Source organism: Undibacterium sp. (assembly GCF_030683615.1).
Taxonomy (GTDB): domain Bacteria; phylum Pseudomonadota; class Gammaproteobacteria; order Burkholderiales; family Burkholderiaceae_D; genus Undibacterium; species Undibacterium umbellatum.
This window is the reverse complement of the sequence record NZ_JAUXQE010000030.1, coordinates 234,946-249,215: the sequence shown is the minus strand read 5'-3', so window position 1 is coordinate 249,215 and position 14,270 is coordinate 234,946. Positions and strand designations below refer to the sequence as shown.

Here is a 14,270-nt window from a genome sequence, read left to right as displayed (position 1 = left end):
ATAAGTACGGCTAGGCGCTGAACGCCGCTGGGGTGGTTTTGCGTGAGTCCTTGCTTACATTTGCTGAATACCGGCTAATACCCAACCACCCTGGCCATTGACCGATTTGGACAAATTCCAGACTTCAGTAAAGGCCTCTGATGGTGCGCTTGCTGATTCCTTGATCATGCCGCTGAACTTGACGCTGGCCAGATACTCTGTAGCCGTGGTTTCCACGCCCAGCATATCTGCATTCAGGGTGACGACATCGGTCACATTGGAAGATGCACCACGTTCCTGGATTTGCAATTTCAGTTCTGCATACATTTCTGCCGTGGTGAACTCGCGCAAATCATTGATGTCAGCCTTATCCCATGCCGCTTGCAGGCGGATGAAATAAGTCTTGGCATTACGCAGGAAGCCAGGCACATCAAAGTCTGCCGGGATAGTCCAGTTAGCGTTACTAACATTACCACTCAGATTGCTGCCTGAAGAACCTGGCGCGTTGTTTTGGAATGCCATAGGTTCAGGTGCCGCTGACGGCATAGATGGGGCTCCGGCAAAAGCTGGCTGGTTAAAGGCATTACCCGCACCCTGGCGGTTCCGATTGCGGAAGAAACGCACGACAAAGAATATTGCCAGACCAATCAGGGCGAAAGTCAGAAAACTACCCAGCATGCTGGCGAGCGCACCACCCAGACCCAAATGAGACAAGGCTGCAGCCAGCAAGGCGCCTCCGATCAAACCACCGGCAATACCCTTCCATGGGATGCCAGGCTTGGGCGGTGCTACAGCAGGCGTAGCAGCAGGTGTTGCCGCTGGCGCAGCGGCATTATGTGTAGGTGCCGCTGCCGGCGTTGCCTGGCGTGACACATTATTCGATTGCTTGCCTATCGAGCTGCCGCTACCAAGTCGCTTGGCTTCTGCGTCAAAGGATGACATAGTCATCGTGCTTGCAACGACCAGCATGGCGATCAGAAATTTTTTCATCATTCGACTCCTGTTTGTTTCCAGATTATTTCAAAGCGTATTTGCTTCAAATCTATTACTTCAATACTTGATACCTGTGTGCAATGCAGCCACACCTGCCGTCAAATTAAAATATTGCACACTTTCCAAACCTGCTGTTTCCATCATCGTTTTCAGGGTTTCCTGATCGGGATGCATGCGTATCGATTCAGCAAGGTACTTATAGCTGTCAGCATCGCCAGCGATCTTTTGCCCCATCCAGGGCAAGACCTTGAAAGAATACAGGTCATAAGGTTTTTGCAGAATTTCCGGTACTTTGGAGAATTCCAGCACCAGCAATTTGCCACCCGGCTTCAAGACACGCTGCATTTCTGCCAGTGCCTGATCCTTGTGTGTCATATTCCGCAAACCAAATGCCACAGTGACCCTGTCAAAGTAATTATCCTGAAAAGGTAATTTTTCTGCGTCGCACAGTAAAGTGGGGGTGATCAGGCCCTTATTCAAGAGGCGGTCACGCCCTACCCTGAGCATGGATTCGTTGATATCGGTATGCCAGACTTCACCAGTCTTGCCCGCCTGACGCACAAATTCCTTGGTCAGGTCACCCGTACCACCAGCAATATCGAGCACCTTGAAGCCAGGGCGCACGCCAGCCTGGGCGACGGTGAATATCTTCCATACCCTGTGCAAGCCAGCCGACATCATGTCATTCATGACATCATATTTGGCGGCGACGGAGTGAAAAACTTCCGCAACCTTGTGGACTTTTTGATCTTCTTCTACGGTGGTATAACCAAAATGGGTGGTATTGCTCATTTTCTTAACCTCATGCATGCATAGCTATTGGTATCATCAGGGAGAATTGTAGCCTATCCCCAGGCCAAAGCCTTGCCTTATCGCCAAAATCAGGCCTTGCTGGACTGATCTTTGAGAGCGGCCACCAGCTCCAGTTGCCATTGCGCAGCCGTCCTGGTATTCCAGACCAGATGCACTTCTTCGCTACAGCTAAAACCGCAATCTACCACTTCCAGCCGGACCAGTTCAGTATCAGCCAGAGCAAAATCGGGCAGATAGGCCAGCGCCTTGCCTGATTTGAGCATGGAAAGCAGTAACTGCAAATCATCCATCCAGTAAGCAATCTTGCGCGGCAACTGGTCATCCCGCCAGCCATCTGAACGCTTGCCGCGCTGCTTGCCACAAAACAATGAGCGGGTGGGACTGACAAAGTCATGTGCCAGCACCTGGCTACTGCTGACTTGCAATGCACCAGCCTGCTCAGGCGTAGACAGCACCAACGGATGTTGCAAACCAGCCAGTAACTGCAAGTTCATTGCCCCCAGCGGCAGGCTTTGCCATTCTGGCGACCAGTAAGCCGCCCGACCATCCAGCACTTCTGCCGTGACCAATGCCGTATTGGCCTCGCCACGGGACAGTGCAGCCAGGGCATCTTCTTCATACATGCTGCTCATATGCAAGTCAGCAGCCGGGTAGTCCGCCATGGCCCCGGCTAGTTGCCCGGCATGCCGCCACAGCAAAATCGCCGGGCCAGCCACGCGACAACTGAAGGTGGCTTGTTCACCGCCCACATCAGCTCTGGCCTGCTCAGCCATGGCCAGCATATTACGGGCAAATTCCAGCATGCGCCGGCCACTGGCATTCAGGCTGAGTTGCTTGGCAGAACGATCAAACAGCACCGTATCCAGGTCCCCTTCCAGTCTGCGCAAGGCTTTCGACACTGCCGACGGTGTCAAATGCAACTCCTGCGCCGCTGCCCCCTGTGATGGATGTCTTGCCACGCAGGCAAAGATTTTCAGGTCTATCAAGTTCATTTTGCTTGATCTCCGTCTAAATTTCCAATTTGGACTTTAAAAGTGAATTTATATTGCTTTACGAGACATTTTAACAGACCTACCATGTCACCATCTCTTACTCAACTTGATCCCGCCATGACCAGCACTGAAAACGTCGTACACCAGCAATGGATATACAGCCGCCATCCAACTGGCATCGTCAGCAATGAACACTATGAATTGCACAGCCAGCCCCTGGATACCTCCCTCGACCGCGACGAGGTATTGATTGCCGCCCGCTATATCAGCGTAGACCCCTACATGCGCATCAACCAGTCTGCCAAGCCTACCTATAACCCGGAACCACACCCGCTCAATACCGTGCAGGCGGCGGGCGTGGTCGGCCAGGTGCTGGACTCGAATGCCACCAGCCTCAAGGCCGGTGACTGGGTATTTGGCATGACAGGCTGGCAAAGCCATGCGCGCGTGCATGTCAGCGCATTGAGCAAAATCGACCCGACGATTGCCCCCGTCTCCACTGCGCTGGGCGTACTCGGCATGCCGGGCCGCACCGCCTGGTTTGGTTTGACGGAGGCAGGCAAGCCACATGCCGGTGAAGTAGTCGTGATATCTGGAGCAGCAGGAGCAGTTGGCTCACTGGTGGTGCAATTCGCAAAACGCCATGGCGCAAAAGTTCTGGGCATCGCCGGTGGCGCAGAAAAATGTGCCTGGCTGAAGGACAAACTGGGAGCAGACTGGGCACTTGATTACAAGGCATACAGCAATGACGAAACATTGAGCCAGGAGATACTCAAGCTCACAGGCGGTGTCGATGTGTATTTCGACAATGTAGGCGGCATGGTCACCGACGCCATCATCCCCATCATCAAGCGCCGCGCCCGCATCATCATCTGCGGCCAGATCAGCCAGTACAACGGCGGCCTTGATGTGCCAGAAATGGGCCCCCGTCTGCTGCAGCACATGCTCTACCAGCGCGCCACCATACAGGGCATACTGGCCCGCGATTACCTCCACCGCATGGATGAAATGCTGGCCATCGTCTCGCCCTGGGTCAAGGCTGGTGAGCTGGTGTTTGAAGAGACCATCATTGATGGCTTTGAACAATTGCCGAGCGCCTTGAATTCTTTATTCACCGGCGAGCATCGCGGTAAATTGCTGGTGAAGGTGTGAAGACATGAAACGCTTATTAACTTTATTCCTGCTCAGCTTTTGTTTCATCTTCAACGTCAACGCCGAAATCAAACACGGCCCCACCGGGGGCGTACACGGCATGCTCCTGTTTGGCAATAGCGAAGGCATGTATGTCTCGCACCTGCCCATGTTCCATGCGCCGCATGATTACCAGGTCGTCTTGCAAATACGCTGCCTCGATCAACAACTGGATGCAACAATCAAAACCAGGCTGGAACAAAAACTGGTCTTGTGGACCATGGAACCAGAACAATTCGAGATCGCCAGGTTGGCAGCAGACAGCAAGCTGCCCTTGAAACAATTCAAGGCCAATATCGTACTCGGCCATTTTGAACAGGGTGGCAAAGTCGAATACAGGGATGTGATTGTATTCGTGGAAAAAACCCTGATCTTCCGTCAGCTATCGCCACAAATGCGCGAGAGCAAGCAGGCCGTTTATCATCAGATAGGCAGTGGTTCGCATCGTTTCCTGCTGAAGGAAATTGATAGCAGGCCCGACTTTGATCATGTGCTGGCGATCACTGTGCCTGCGGCTGCGGCGATGGCTGATGTGATGGTGAAGAAGACGGGATTGCAGGCTGCGACTGATGCGGAGTTTTTGCGGGTGTTGCAGGGTCAGGTGGATAAACGGGCTGGTGTTAAGGGGAGGATTTATCTTGATCGGGCGGATTTGGAGTAAGCTGACAAGCTGGACACGCGTCACTCACCAGCGCACATATTAGCGTCGGTTTTGAAGTTGGGTTGCTTTTGACTTTCAGCAGTTCCCATGTGTCGACGCCGTTTGTGCTGTACAGAAAATGGATTAAGAAATGCCCGTGTTTGAGCGCAGCGAGTTTCGGGCATTTCCCATTTTTTGTACTGCACAAACGGGAACCCCCGTCAGGGGGCGACGACGCCTGGGTCGCCTTTTTGGCATACCTTTTTGGCGAAGCAAAAAGGTATGTAGCCGCCGGTCTACCACCGGCCTGCAATTTTAAATAACGTATGCACGTAGTTAAAAAACGAACTCAGAAATATCGCGTCGTTTTTTCAGAATACGTTGATCGTAGGCCGAGTGTTGGGCTGGTGAAGCATAGCCCAACCTACATTCGGCGATATGGCTTGGTTACAGATGAAATTCTTGCTGGACGGCTGTTCGCGGCAGAGGCAGCCCCTACAAAGATACGGCTATGGCGTAGTCCCCGGTGTCACAACTGCTGCCAAAGGTGTAGATACACTCAGCATTTCAATGCATCACCAGAACTTCCACCAGGGCTTTGCCTGTGCCGCAACAGGAGTGCGCGGAATTGGATGCAATGGCTCACCATAACTGAATTTGATGGTGAAGTCTTTGCCTTCGTATTGCAAGACAGCTTCACGCCATTGATTTCCATTTTTCCACATGAGCACGGCAATTTCTTCGCACAAATCTCTGAGAGGACCAGAGATAATCGCAGCATTCGGAGACAGGGCATTCTTTAATTGATAACCAAGCCAGTTGCCGTCACACTGTATCGTCAGTTTTCCTGCCTGCCAGTCTGAAGGCGCACATGCCATGCATTCCGACAAGAGCATTTGTATCATGTCATCTGTCATTTGCCGCACCAAGGTTTCCCTGGCTGGCAAGTCTGGCATAAGGTTTTCCGTACTGCCATCATGGACCAGGATGGCACCGGCGGGTACACTCAAACTCTTGAGCAGTTCAATGAGCTTGGGGAGTGACTTTTCAAGTTCAACAACCCCGATCAACAAAACATCATCAGCGGCCCCGTCTTCACGCTCCAGCACGTCCAGGTCGAGCACCATGCCTTCATGCGCTGGCTTTAGCAGATGATCAATTGCTGCTTTGACCGCCCAGCGATCTGCAGGGCAAGGCTTTCCATAGTCTCTGTCCAGCAAGATAAGTTTTAGTACCGGACAGTCGTCAAGCAATGCCCGCAGGGCGGCGTCAGTAGGGGGTTGCGGCATCATACTTGAAAGAGTAAATTTTCATCTCGAACGTTAGTTCACTGTAATAGTGAAAAGCGAAGCTCCTGCCTTGTGCCTGACGCAGACAGCATGAGCACACATCAGTGGTATCAACTGCGGCGGTAAACATGCATTTTTTCAACGAAGGACAAAGCATGCTGCACAACTTGCAGGAGCGACTATGTATTAATGCTTGGTGCCGCAACTGCCGCCAGACTTGGGCAGCATGGGCGCATCCCGCCCAGTATCCCCCGCAAACCCTGCCGCCTGCAATTTCCCCAAATATTCCTGCCAGACCTGGGCCTGGTTTTCACCTAGCCAATACAAATAATCCCATGTAAAAATCCCCGAGCTATGCTGATCAGAAAAAATAGGTTTGATCGCATAATTACCAACCGGCTCTATGCCAACAATACCAACATCGCGTTTGCCAGTTTGCAGCGTCTCCTGACCTGGCCCATGTCCACGTACTTCGGCAGATGGCGAATACACGCGCAGTAATTCAAAGGGCAGAGAAAACTCCTTGCCATCATCAAAAGCCACTTCCAGCACACGCGATTGGGTGCGGGCATTCAGAGAAGTTGGTTGTGGTTTGCCTATGCTCATGATGAAAAATTCGAAATAATGGTTTGCTGTAATTGCGGAATGCGGGCGCGGCGTATGTCCAGACCAAACTGGTCTTGCTTATCGCTACGCGCAGCAGCCCAGATGGGATTGGGGAAATGCGCGTCATCGGTGTAACGCGGTATCAAATGCCAGTGCAAATGCGGCACCATATTACCCAGGCTGGCGACATTCATCTTGTGCGGCTGCATGACTGCACGTATCGCGGCTTCCACCTTCCAGACGGCTTGCATGAAAGTATTCTTGTCTGAATCAGACAGATCAGTCATTTCCTTCACGTGCGCATTCCAGATGACGCGGCAAAAGCCGGGGTAATTTGCATCATCAACAAGGATGACGCGTAACTGCTCAGTGCTGACGATGACATCACCAGCATTGGCATCACATAATTCACAAGTAACTGACATTACACCAGTACCCTTTCTATACCACCGTTATTGGCTTTGGCAACATACTCCGGCATCCAGTCTGGTCCCAGGATATGCTTGGCCATTTCGACGACGATGTAGTCTGCAGTCGTGCCAGAATCTTCATCGTAACGCGTCAAACCTTGCAGACAGGCCGGGCAGGATGTCAGGATTTTGACGTTGCCGGTAAACCCATCAGCGCGCAGTTTGTCTGCGCCCTTGTTCATTTCCTGCTCCTTGCGGAAACGTATCTGGGTGGAGATATCAGGCCGCGATACCGCCAGCGTGCCTGCTTCACCACAGCAGCGGTCATTCTTTTCGATTTTTACATCATCGACCGTAGTGATCAGTGCATTGACCGTTTTCAGCGGGTCTTGCAATTTCATCGGTGTATGGCAGGGGTCATGATACATATAACGCGTGCCATTCACTGCCGCCAGCTTGACATCTTTTTCGAGCAGGAACTCATGGATATCGATGATGCGGCAGCCTGGGAAAATCTTGTCGAATTCATAGCCCTGTATCTGGTCGTAGCAGGTGCCGCAAGAAACCACGACGGTCTTGATATCCAGATAGTTCAGGGTATTCGCCATGCGATGGAACAGCACGCGGTTATCGGTGATCATTTTCTCGGCCTTGTCGAACTGACCGGCACTGCGTTGCGGGTAACCGCAGCACAGATAACCTGGTGGCAGCACGGTTTGCACGCCGACATTCCACAGCATCGCCTGGGTTGCCAGACCAACTTGTGAGAACAGCCTTTCTGAACCGCAGCCGGGGAAGTAAAACACGGCTTCAGTATCAGCTGTCGTGGTTTGCGGGTTGCGGATGATGGGGACCATCTTGTCATCTTCAATATCGAGCAAGGCACGCGCGGTTTTCTTGGGCAGATTGCCTGGCATTTTCTTGTTGATGAAGTGAATCACCTGCTCACGTATGACAGGCTTGCCCAGGCTGGCCGGTGGTGCCTTGGTCTGCTTCTTGGCGAGCTTTTTCAATACGGTATTACCGAGGCGCTGTGCCGCCACACCCCAGCCAAATATGACCTGACGTGCGGCCTTGATGGTGGCCGGGTCTTTGGCATTCAAGAAGAACATGGCGGATGCGGTGCCAGGGTTGAACGACTTCTTGTCCATCTTGCGCAAGAGATTGCGCATGTTCATCGACACATCACCAAAGTCGATATCGACCGGACAGGGCGTCACGCATTTATGGCAGACCGTACAGTGGTCGGCCACATCCTCGAATTCTTCCCAGTGCTTGATGGAGATACCACGACGCGTTTGTTCTTCATACAAAAAGGCTTCGACCAGCAGCGAGGTTGCCAGTATCTTGTTACGTGGCGAATACAGCAAATTGGCGCGTGGCACATGGGTCGCGCAGACAGGTTTGCACTTGCCGCAACGCAGGCAGTCCTTGACGCTGTTCGCAATCGCACCGATATCGCTTTGCTGCATGATCAGCGACTCATGCCCCATCAGGCCAAATGAAGGCGTGTAGGCATTGCGCAGGTCGGCAGCAAAGTCTGGCAGGTTCAGCAGCTTGCCCTTGTTGAAGCGGCCTTCTGGATCTATGCGTAATTTATACGAGCGGAAATCCTTGATTTCATCTTCAGTCAAAAACTCCAGCTTGGTGATACCTATGCCATGCTCGCCAGAGATGACGCCATTCAGTGAACGGGCCAGCACCATGATGCGGGCAACAGCATGGTGCGCCACTTGCAGCATTTCATAATCGTCAGAATTGACAGGCAAGTTGGTATGCACATTGCCGTCACCGGCATGCATGTGCAGGGCCACGAAGACGCGGCTGCGCAAGACTTTTTTATGTATGGCCACGCATTCATCGAGTATCAGCTTGAAGGCAGAGCCATTGAAAATCTGGCGCAGTTGCGCACGGATTTCTGTCTTCCAGGATACCCGTACTGTCCGGTCCTGGACGATGGAAAATACCGTCACATCAGGCTGTATTTTTAATCTCTCGTCGAAGACAAATTCCAGCTTGTCCAGACCCAGTTCCAGCAATTCTGTTTTTGCTTCACTCAGTGGTTTGTCGAGATTATTCAGCAAATAAGTCCAGCGTGCTTCTGCTGCCTGCAACAAGGCATTGGCTTCATTGACGCGGTCCTCAAGCAATTCAGATGCAGGGATATCATCGCCAGCGGCATCTTCACTTTTGCCCAGCGGCAGATTGCGCTTGGCGAAAAAGCCCTTCAGGCCATCCAGCAAGGCCAGCTTGTTTTGTATCGATAATTCTATGTTGATACGCTCTATGCCATCGGTATATTCACCCATGCGGTTAAGCGGAATTACCACGTCTTCATTGATCTTGAAGGCATTGGTATGTTTGGAAATCGCTGCCGTCTTGGCGCGATCCAGCCAGAATTTCTTGCGTGCTTCAGGGCTGACGGCAACAAAGCCTTCACCGACGCGGGTATTGGCAATGCGTATGACTTCAGACGCGGCCTGGGCCACGGCGTTTTCATCATCGCCGACAATATCACCGAATAGTGCCATCTTGGGCAAGACGCCACGCTTGGATTTGGTTGTATAACCGACAGCGCGCAGATAGCGTTCATCCAGATGTTCGAGACCAGCCAATATCGCGCCGCCCTTGCGGGTTTCGTTATCGAGGTAATCCTTGATTTCAACAATGCTAGGTATGGCATCACGTGCCTGGCCAAAAAATTCCAGGCAAACGGTGCGGGCAAACTTCGGCATCTTGTGTAAGATCCAGCGGGCCGAGGTGATCAGGCCATCGCAACCTTCTTTTTGCACACCAGGCAAACCCGCCAGGAATTTGTCGGTCACATCCTTGCCCAAACCTTCTTTGCGAAATACGCGGCCCTTGATATCAAGTTGCTCGGTCTTGAATGGCTGCTTCTCGCTTGGGTGTGTCCACTCAAGCTTGAACTTGGCCACTTCCACATCATGGATTTTGCCAAGATTATGCTCAAGCCTTGTCACTTCCAGCCAGTCACCATTCGGGTCTACCATGCGCCACGAAGCCAGATTGTCCAGTGCCGTGCCCCACAATACCGCCTTCTTGCCACCTGCATTCATGGCGACATTGCCGCCTATGCATGAGGCTTCGGCAGAGGTTGGGTCCACGGCAAATACAAAACCGGCTTTTTCAGCCGCATCCGAGACGCGTTTGGTGACAACACCTGCGCCTGAGTAGATGACCGCATAATCGCGATCAACGCCAGGCAGGCGTGTCATTTCGACCTCGCCCAATTGTTCGAGTTTTTCTGTATTGATGACCGCCGACAAAGGCGTCAGCGGGATAGCGCCACCGGTATAACCCGTGCCACCGCCGCGCGGGATGATAGTCAAGCCCAGCTCTATACAGCTTTTGACGAGGCCAGCCATTTCATCTTCAGTGTCTGGCGTCAGCACGACGAAGGGGTATTCCACGCGCCAGTCAGTCGCGTCAGTGACATGCGATACACGGCTCAGGCCATCGAACTTGATATTGTCTTTTGCCGTGAAACGCGCCAGCAGCCTGTTGGCTTTCTTGCGCAAATCATAGGTGTCACGAAAATCCTTGGAAAATGCCGCCACCGCCTTGCGGGCGGCCTGCACCAGCGTCTCCACGCTATTGCTGCGTTCGGCATCATCGTTGACCGTGCTCAGGCGGCGCTTCTCGACTTCAGCCAGCCTGTGGTTCAGCGCATCGATCAAATCCTGGCGACGGCGCGGATTGTCCAGCATGTCGTCTTGCAGATAGGGATTGCGCTGCACGACCCAGATATCACCCAGCACTTCATACAGCATGCGCGCAGATCGCCCGGTCTGGCGTTTGCCGCGCAATTGATCAAGCAATTGCCATGCATCTTCACCTAACAGACGGATGACGATTTCGCGGTCAGAGAACGACGTATAGTTATAGGGAATTTCCCGCACGCGGGTCGGTGTTGCGCCTTGGGGTGCATCTGCGAGCAAGGCCTGGATCTGGGCTGGAGCATTCATCAGTGACTTGGTTGGACGGATATATAAAAGTCCATTCTAACTTATTGCGATGCACCACGCGCCAACAGCCTTGAAGTTTATACGGTAATGAATGGTGATTGTGGCAATTTTCCAAATGGAATTTGGCGAAAGTCGTCAAAAATGACGCAAAAGTGGCTGGCTTTGCAAATTCATCACAATTACGGCTGCACAAAAGTCAGGCAGGCAAATTTGATTTACATCGTTTGTCGTATTTTACACCTGACTGCAAGCTGAGCTGCGATCGTTTGGACACGAAATAAAACGAATGCTATGCAAGCCAATATTTATAGCCTCTTACGACCCAATAAACCATTAAATTTATTGCAACAAATAGTATAAAAAAACGGGCAGCCTCCGCCGCCCGTTCTTCATGCAGAAAAAATCAACCCAGCAAAGCAGGCGCAGTTTTGCCCAGTTTCAGGGTAGTTTCCACTGGCAACCAGTTACCTGTGGATTCCTGGCGGCCTTGCAGCAAGAAGCGTGGGTTGGCTTCTTTGGCGGCATCAGAAGCGGCTTTGGACAATTCACCGATCTTGCCTTTTTTCAGGCGGTTCACGACCAGGCCGATTTCTGTTTCTTTGAAATCGCGCAGCATGTCGTAGTCACCATCGCTGTCACCAGCAACAAATACCGGGCCGTAGCCTTTTTTGGCAACCAGTTCGCGTTTGATGACGACAGTTTTGCCTGGGCCCCAGTTCAAAGGCCAGTCTTTGCGGTAGGCGTTTTTGTAAACATCGCCGTTTTGTTCCAGGCGCAGGCCCAGAACGTTTTCACGTTTGACGTGGTAACCGTATTTAGGATTGGTCGCGAATACGGCAACCACATCTTCCAGCGAAGCGGTGCTGACATAAACGTCGATACCGTTTTGGCGGAAAGTGTCCATCAGTGTCGCCACTTCTGTACACAGGCGTATGCCCTGGAAGTGGGAAGTCGTGATCACGCCAGCCACGCCAGGCAGGGATGTCGGGCTGGTGAATTTGATCTTGCTCAGGCCCATGCCCAGGTTGGCATCATTCGATGCTTCTGCCAGTGCGCTGACTTCAGCAACGGTCATGTTGGCGAAGAAGTAGATGACCCATGGGTAACCGACATTCACGCCATGCGTGTCATTGACGGCTTCGTACAGGAAGTAGAGCTTGGCGCGGAAGTCCTGGAACTGTGGCGTTTCCATGATTTCTTCCAGGCTGCGGCTACCGGCCAGGCCTTTGTAATTGGCGTGCAGATAGGCATAATCGCTGTCGAGGTCGGTACAAACGCTTTCCAGATCCAATACCTTGCCAGCTGCATTTTTGTAGTCAGCAGTGAAGTTACCAACCGGTACGTTTTGACGGATAACCGCAGAGAATTCTGCAGGGGTCAGTTTGAACGCCAGGTGGTTGATTTGATAGATCAACAAGGCTTCTTCGCAATCATTCATGATGCTGGTGTTGTCCCAGTCAAACACGGCGTAAGGCTTGCGCTTGGCTGAATAATTTTTGCTGGCGCTACCATTGCGGGCGATCATTGCAGCGACCATCTCGCGGTTGCGTGGCGACCATTTGGCAGCATCCAGATGCACAGTCGCTGCACTTGTTGCCGGTTTTGCCATTGCTGGCGCGGCCAGAGTGACACCAGCTGCAGTGGCCACCAGGCCTTGCAAAAATCCACGACGTGGTTGTTTATTTGTTGATTTGCTATCTTGCATTTGATTTCCTTGTAATACGCATGCCTGAGCCGCATGCGAGGGCGGGTATTCTGGTCAAAAAAATACGTAAAAACCAAGCATTGTTAGTGCTGTTCGTACCACTCTTGCTGATCCTGCTATCTGGATAACTGTGCTATACGTGCCATAAGTGCCATACCTGCTTGTAAGCAAGCATTATAGTCAAACATTCTGGCATGTCTGCATAAAGCATAAAAAATTCAGGGGGATTTGTATATACCTTTAAGCTGGCTTAATTCCAGCGTCAACATGCTGCCCCTCATGCTCTACTATATCAAGAGCAGAATGCAAATGGCATAAATGCACTTCTGATGTGGCAAACAGGCGTATGGGTAAATCACTCATGCCTATGCCGCGACTGGTCAGCAAAGTGCGACCGCCTGGCAAGGCAAATAAACCCCGTGCATAACGGCGCTCACCCGAACCGGGCGGCAAGACCAGGGGCGTGCCGCCAGGCGTAGCAATTTGCCCGCCGTGGGTATGGCCGCAAAAAGCAAGCTGGAAATCATGCCCTGCCACATGCTTGAGGCCCAATGGCGAATGCATGAGTAGCAAGCGTAACTCCCCGGCCCCGGCAAAGGTCTGCTCTGCATCCGGCATGCCAACCCCAGGTTCATCCATGCCGCAGATGGAAATGGCATCAAAGGGGGCGGGCAAGCGCCTGTTTTGATTAACCAGGACTTGCACCCCGGCATCCTGCAGGCATTTGCTAATGTGCTCGTCGTCCAGCCACAGGTCATGATTCCCCATGACGGCAAACTTGGGCGTAGCGGGATCAAGCAAGCGCAGCGGTTTAATCAGATGCTGCATATGCCTGGCATGCAGGGAGACATAATCTCCACCAAACAGGATGACATCCGGCTCAAAAACAGCAATGGCGGCAAATGCCTGTTCCAGCAAGCGTGAATCGGTCAGCGGGCCTGCATGCAAGTCTGAGATAAACGCCAGCTTGCATTGGTAGCCCTTGGGCACAGGCAGATAAAGGTCGCGCCTGTCCTGATGGAGCTGGCCTTGCAGTCGCATGGCATAGGCGATGCGCGCCGCCCAGTTTTCTTGATAGAAAGCAGCTTCCAGCCCCTCGCCGGCTTGTCGCCACTTACCGTAATACTTGCCTCTGCCCATGGCCTAGAATATGAGGTTGGCCAGCCTGGCCCAGAAACCTTCTGGCACTTTGAGCAATAACCAGGTAATGAGGACATAGCGTAAAAATTTACCGATCGCCATGTAGAACACGCTGGGCCAGAACGGCAGGCGTAACCAGCCCGCAAGAGTACAGATGGGGTCACCGATGCCAGGTAGCCAGGCCATCAGCATGGTCTTGGCACCAAAATGCTGTAGCCAGCGGTACCAATAGCTTTCCCGTTCACGGTCAAAAGCCTGCTTGGCGGCATAACCCATACCGTAGTTGAGCATGCCACCCAGGGTATTGCCTACGGTGGCGATCATGATGACTTGCCAGAAGATTGCCGGATTGCTCTTGATGACGGCAAACACTGCCGGTTCTGAGCCCATGGGCAATAAGGTGGCGGAGATAAAACTGATGATAAAGACTGAACTGAGACCAATTTCAGGCAGGGCCAGCATGCTTAATATCCAATGGACTGCGGCTTCTATCATCGTGGTTTGATATGGCTGTAAAAAGCATACA

12 protein-coding genes are annotated in these 14,270 nt (G+C 52.4%); 2 read left to right on the top strand and 10 right to left on the bottom strand.

Annotated elements, in window-relative coordinates:
* Window positions 1–54: 54 nt before the first annotated feature.
* The 3 genes from Q8K39_RS15595 to Q8K39_RS15585 form a co-directional block, all read right to left on the bottom strand.
* Window positions 55–972: a Tim44 domain-containing protein gene (locus Q8K39_RS15595; protein ID WP_370868617.1), complete on the bottom strand. Its 918-nt coding sequence runs from the start codon at window positions 970–972 to the stop codon at window positions 55–57.
* Between the two features lie 57 nt (window positions 973–1,029).
* On the bottom strand, window positions 1,030–1,764 hold the full coding sequence (ubiE, locus tag Q8K39_RS15590) for a bifunctional demethylmenaquinone methyltransferase/2-methoxy-6-polyprenyl-1,4-benzoquinol methylase UbiE (RefSeq protein WP_305261577.1): 735 nt from the start codon (window positions 1,762–1,764) through the stop codon (window positions 1,030–1,032).
* An 89-nt stretch (window positions 1,765–1,853) separates the two neighbouring features.
* Entirely contained in the window at window positions 1,854–2,777 is a 924-nt protein-coding gene (locus tag Q8K39_RS15585; RefSeq protein WP_305261575.1) for a LysR family transcriptional regulator, read from the bottom strand.
* Between the two features lie 84 nt (window positions 2,778–2,861).
* On the opposite strand from Q8K39_RS15585, the gene Q8K39_RS15580 reads away from it, so the two are divergent.
* Together Q8K39_RS15580 and Q8K39_RS15575 are read left to right on the top strand one after the other, a co-directional pair.
* Window positions 2,862–3,929, top strand: a complete 1,068-nt coding sequence (locus Q8K39_RS15580; protein ID WP_305261573.1) for an NADP-dependent oxidoreductase — start codon at window positions 2,862–2,864, stop codon at window positions 3,927–3,929.
* Window positions 3,930–3,933: 4 nt separating this feature from the next.
* Entirely contained in the window at window positions 3,934–4,629 is a 696-nt protein-coding gene (locus tag Q8K39_RS15575) for a hypothetical protein (RefSeq protein WP_305261570.1), read from the top strand.
* A 554-nt stretch (window positions 4,630–5,183) separates the two neighbouring features.
* On the opposite strand, the gene Q8K39_RS15570 is transcribed toward Q8K39_RS15575, so the two are convergent.
* From Q8K39_RS15570 to Q8K39_RS15540, 7 genes are all read right to left on the bottom strand, one after another.
* Complete coding sequence (locus tag Q8K39_RS15570) at window positions 5,184–5,900, bottom strand: hypothetical protein (RefSeq protein ID WP_305261568.1); 717 nt, start codon at window positions 5,898–5,900, stop codon at window positions 5,184–5,186.
* A 183-nt stretch (window positions 5,901–6,083) separates the two neighbouring features.
* On the bottom strand, window positions 6,084–6,503 hold the full coding sequence (locus Q8K39_RS15565) for a DUF971 domain-containing protein (RefSeq protein WP_305261566.1): 420 nt from the start codon (window positions 6,501–6,503) through the stop codon (window positions 6,084–6,086).
* Window positions 6,500–6,928, bottom strand: coding sequence for an HIT family protein (locus Q8K39_RS15560; protein ID WP_305261564.1), 429 nt, complete (start codon window positions 6,926–6,928; stop codon window positions 6,500–6,502). Before Q8K39_RS15560 ends, Q8K39_RS15565 begins: the two co-directional genes overlap by 4 nt.
* The gene (locus Q8K39_RS15555) at window positions 6,928–10,899 is read right to left on the bottom strand and encodes an FAD/FMN-binding oxidoreductase (RefSeq protein ID WP_305261562.1); all 3,972 of its coding nucleotides are present in this window, start codon (window positions 10,897–10,899) and stop codon (window positions 6,928–6,930) included. Before Q8K39_RS15555 ends, Q8K39_RS15560 begins: the two co-directional genes overlap by 1 nt.
* Before the next feature lie 403 nt (window positions 10,900–11,302).
* Entirely contained in the window at window positions 11,303–12,604 is a 1,302-nt protein-coding gene (locus Q8K39_RS15550) for an HAD family hydrolase (RefSeq protein WP_305261560.1), read from the bottom strand.
* A 240-nt stretch (window positions 12,605–12,844) separates the two neighbouring features.
* Window positions 12,845–13,744 (bottom strand): metallophosphoesterase, encoded by a 900-nt coding sequence (locus Q8K39_RS15545; protein WP_305261558.1) that lies wholly within the window; start codon window positions 13,742–13,744, stop codon window positions 12,845–12,847.
* Window positions 13,745–13,747: 3 nt separating this feature from the next.
* A complete protein-coding gene (locus Q8K39_RS15540; RefSeq protein ID WP_305261556.1) occupies window positions 13,748–14,239 on the bottom strand; it encodes a YqaA family protein in 492 nt (163 codons plus the stop codon).
* Window positions 14,240–14,270: the final 31 nt, after the last annotated feature.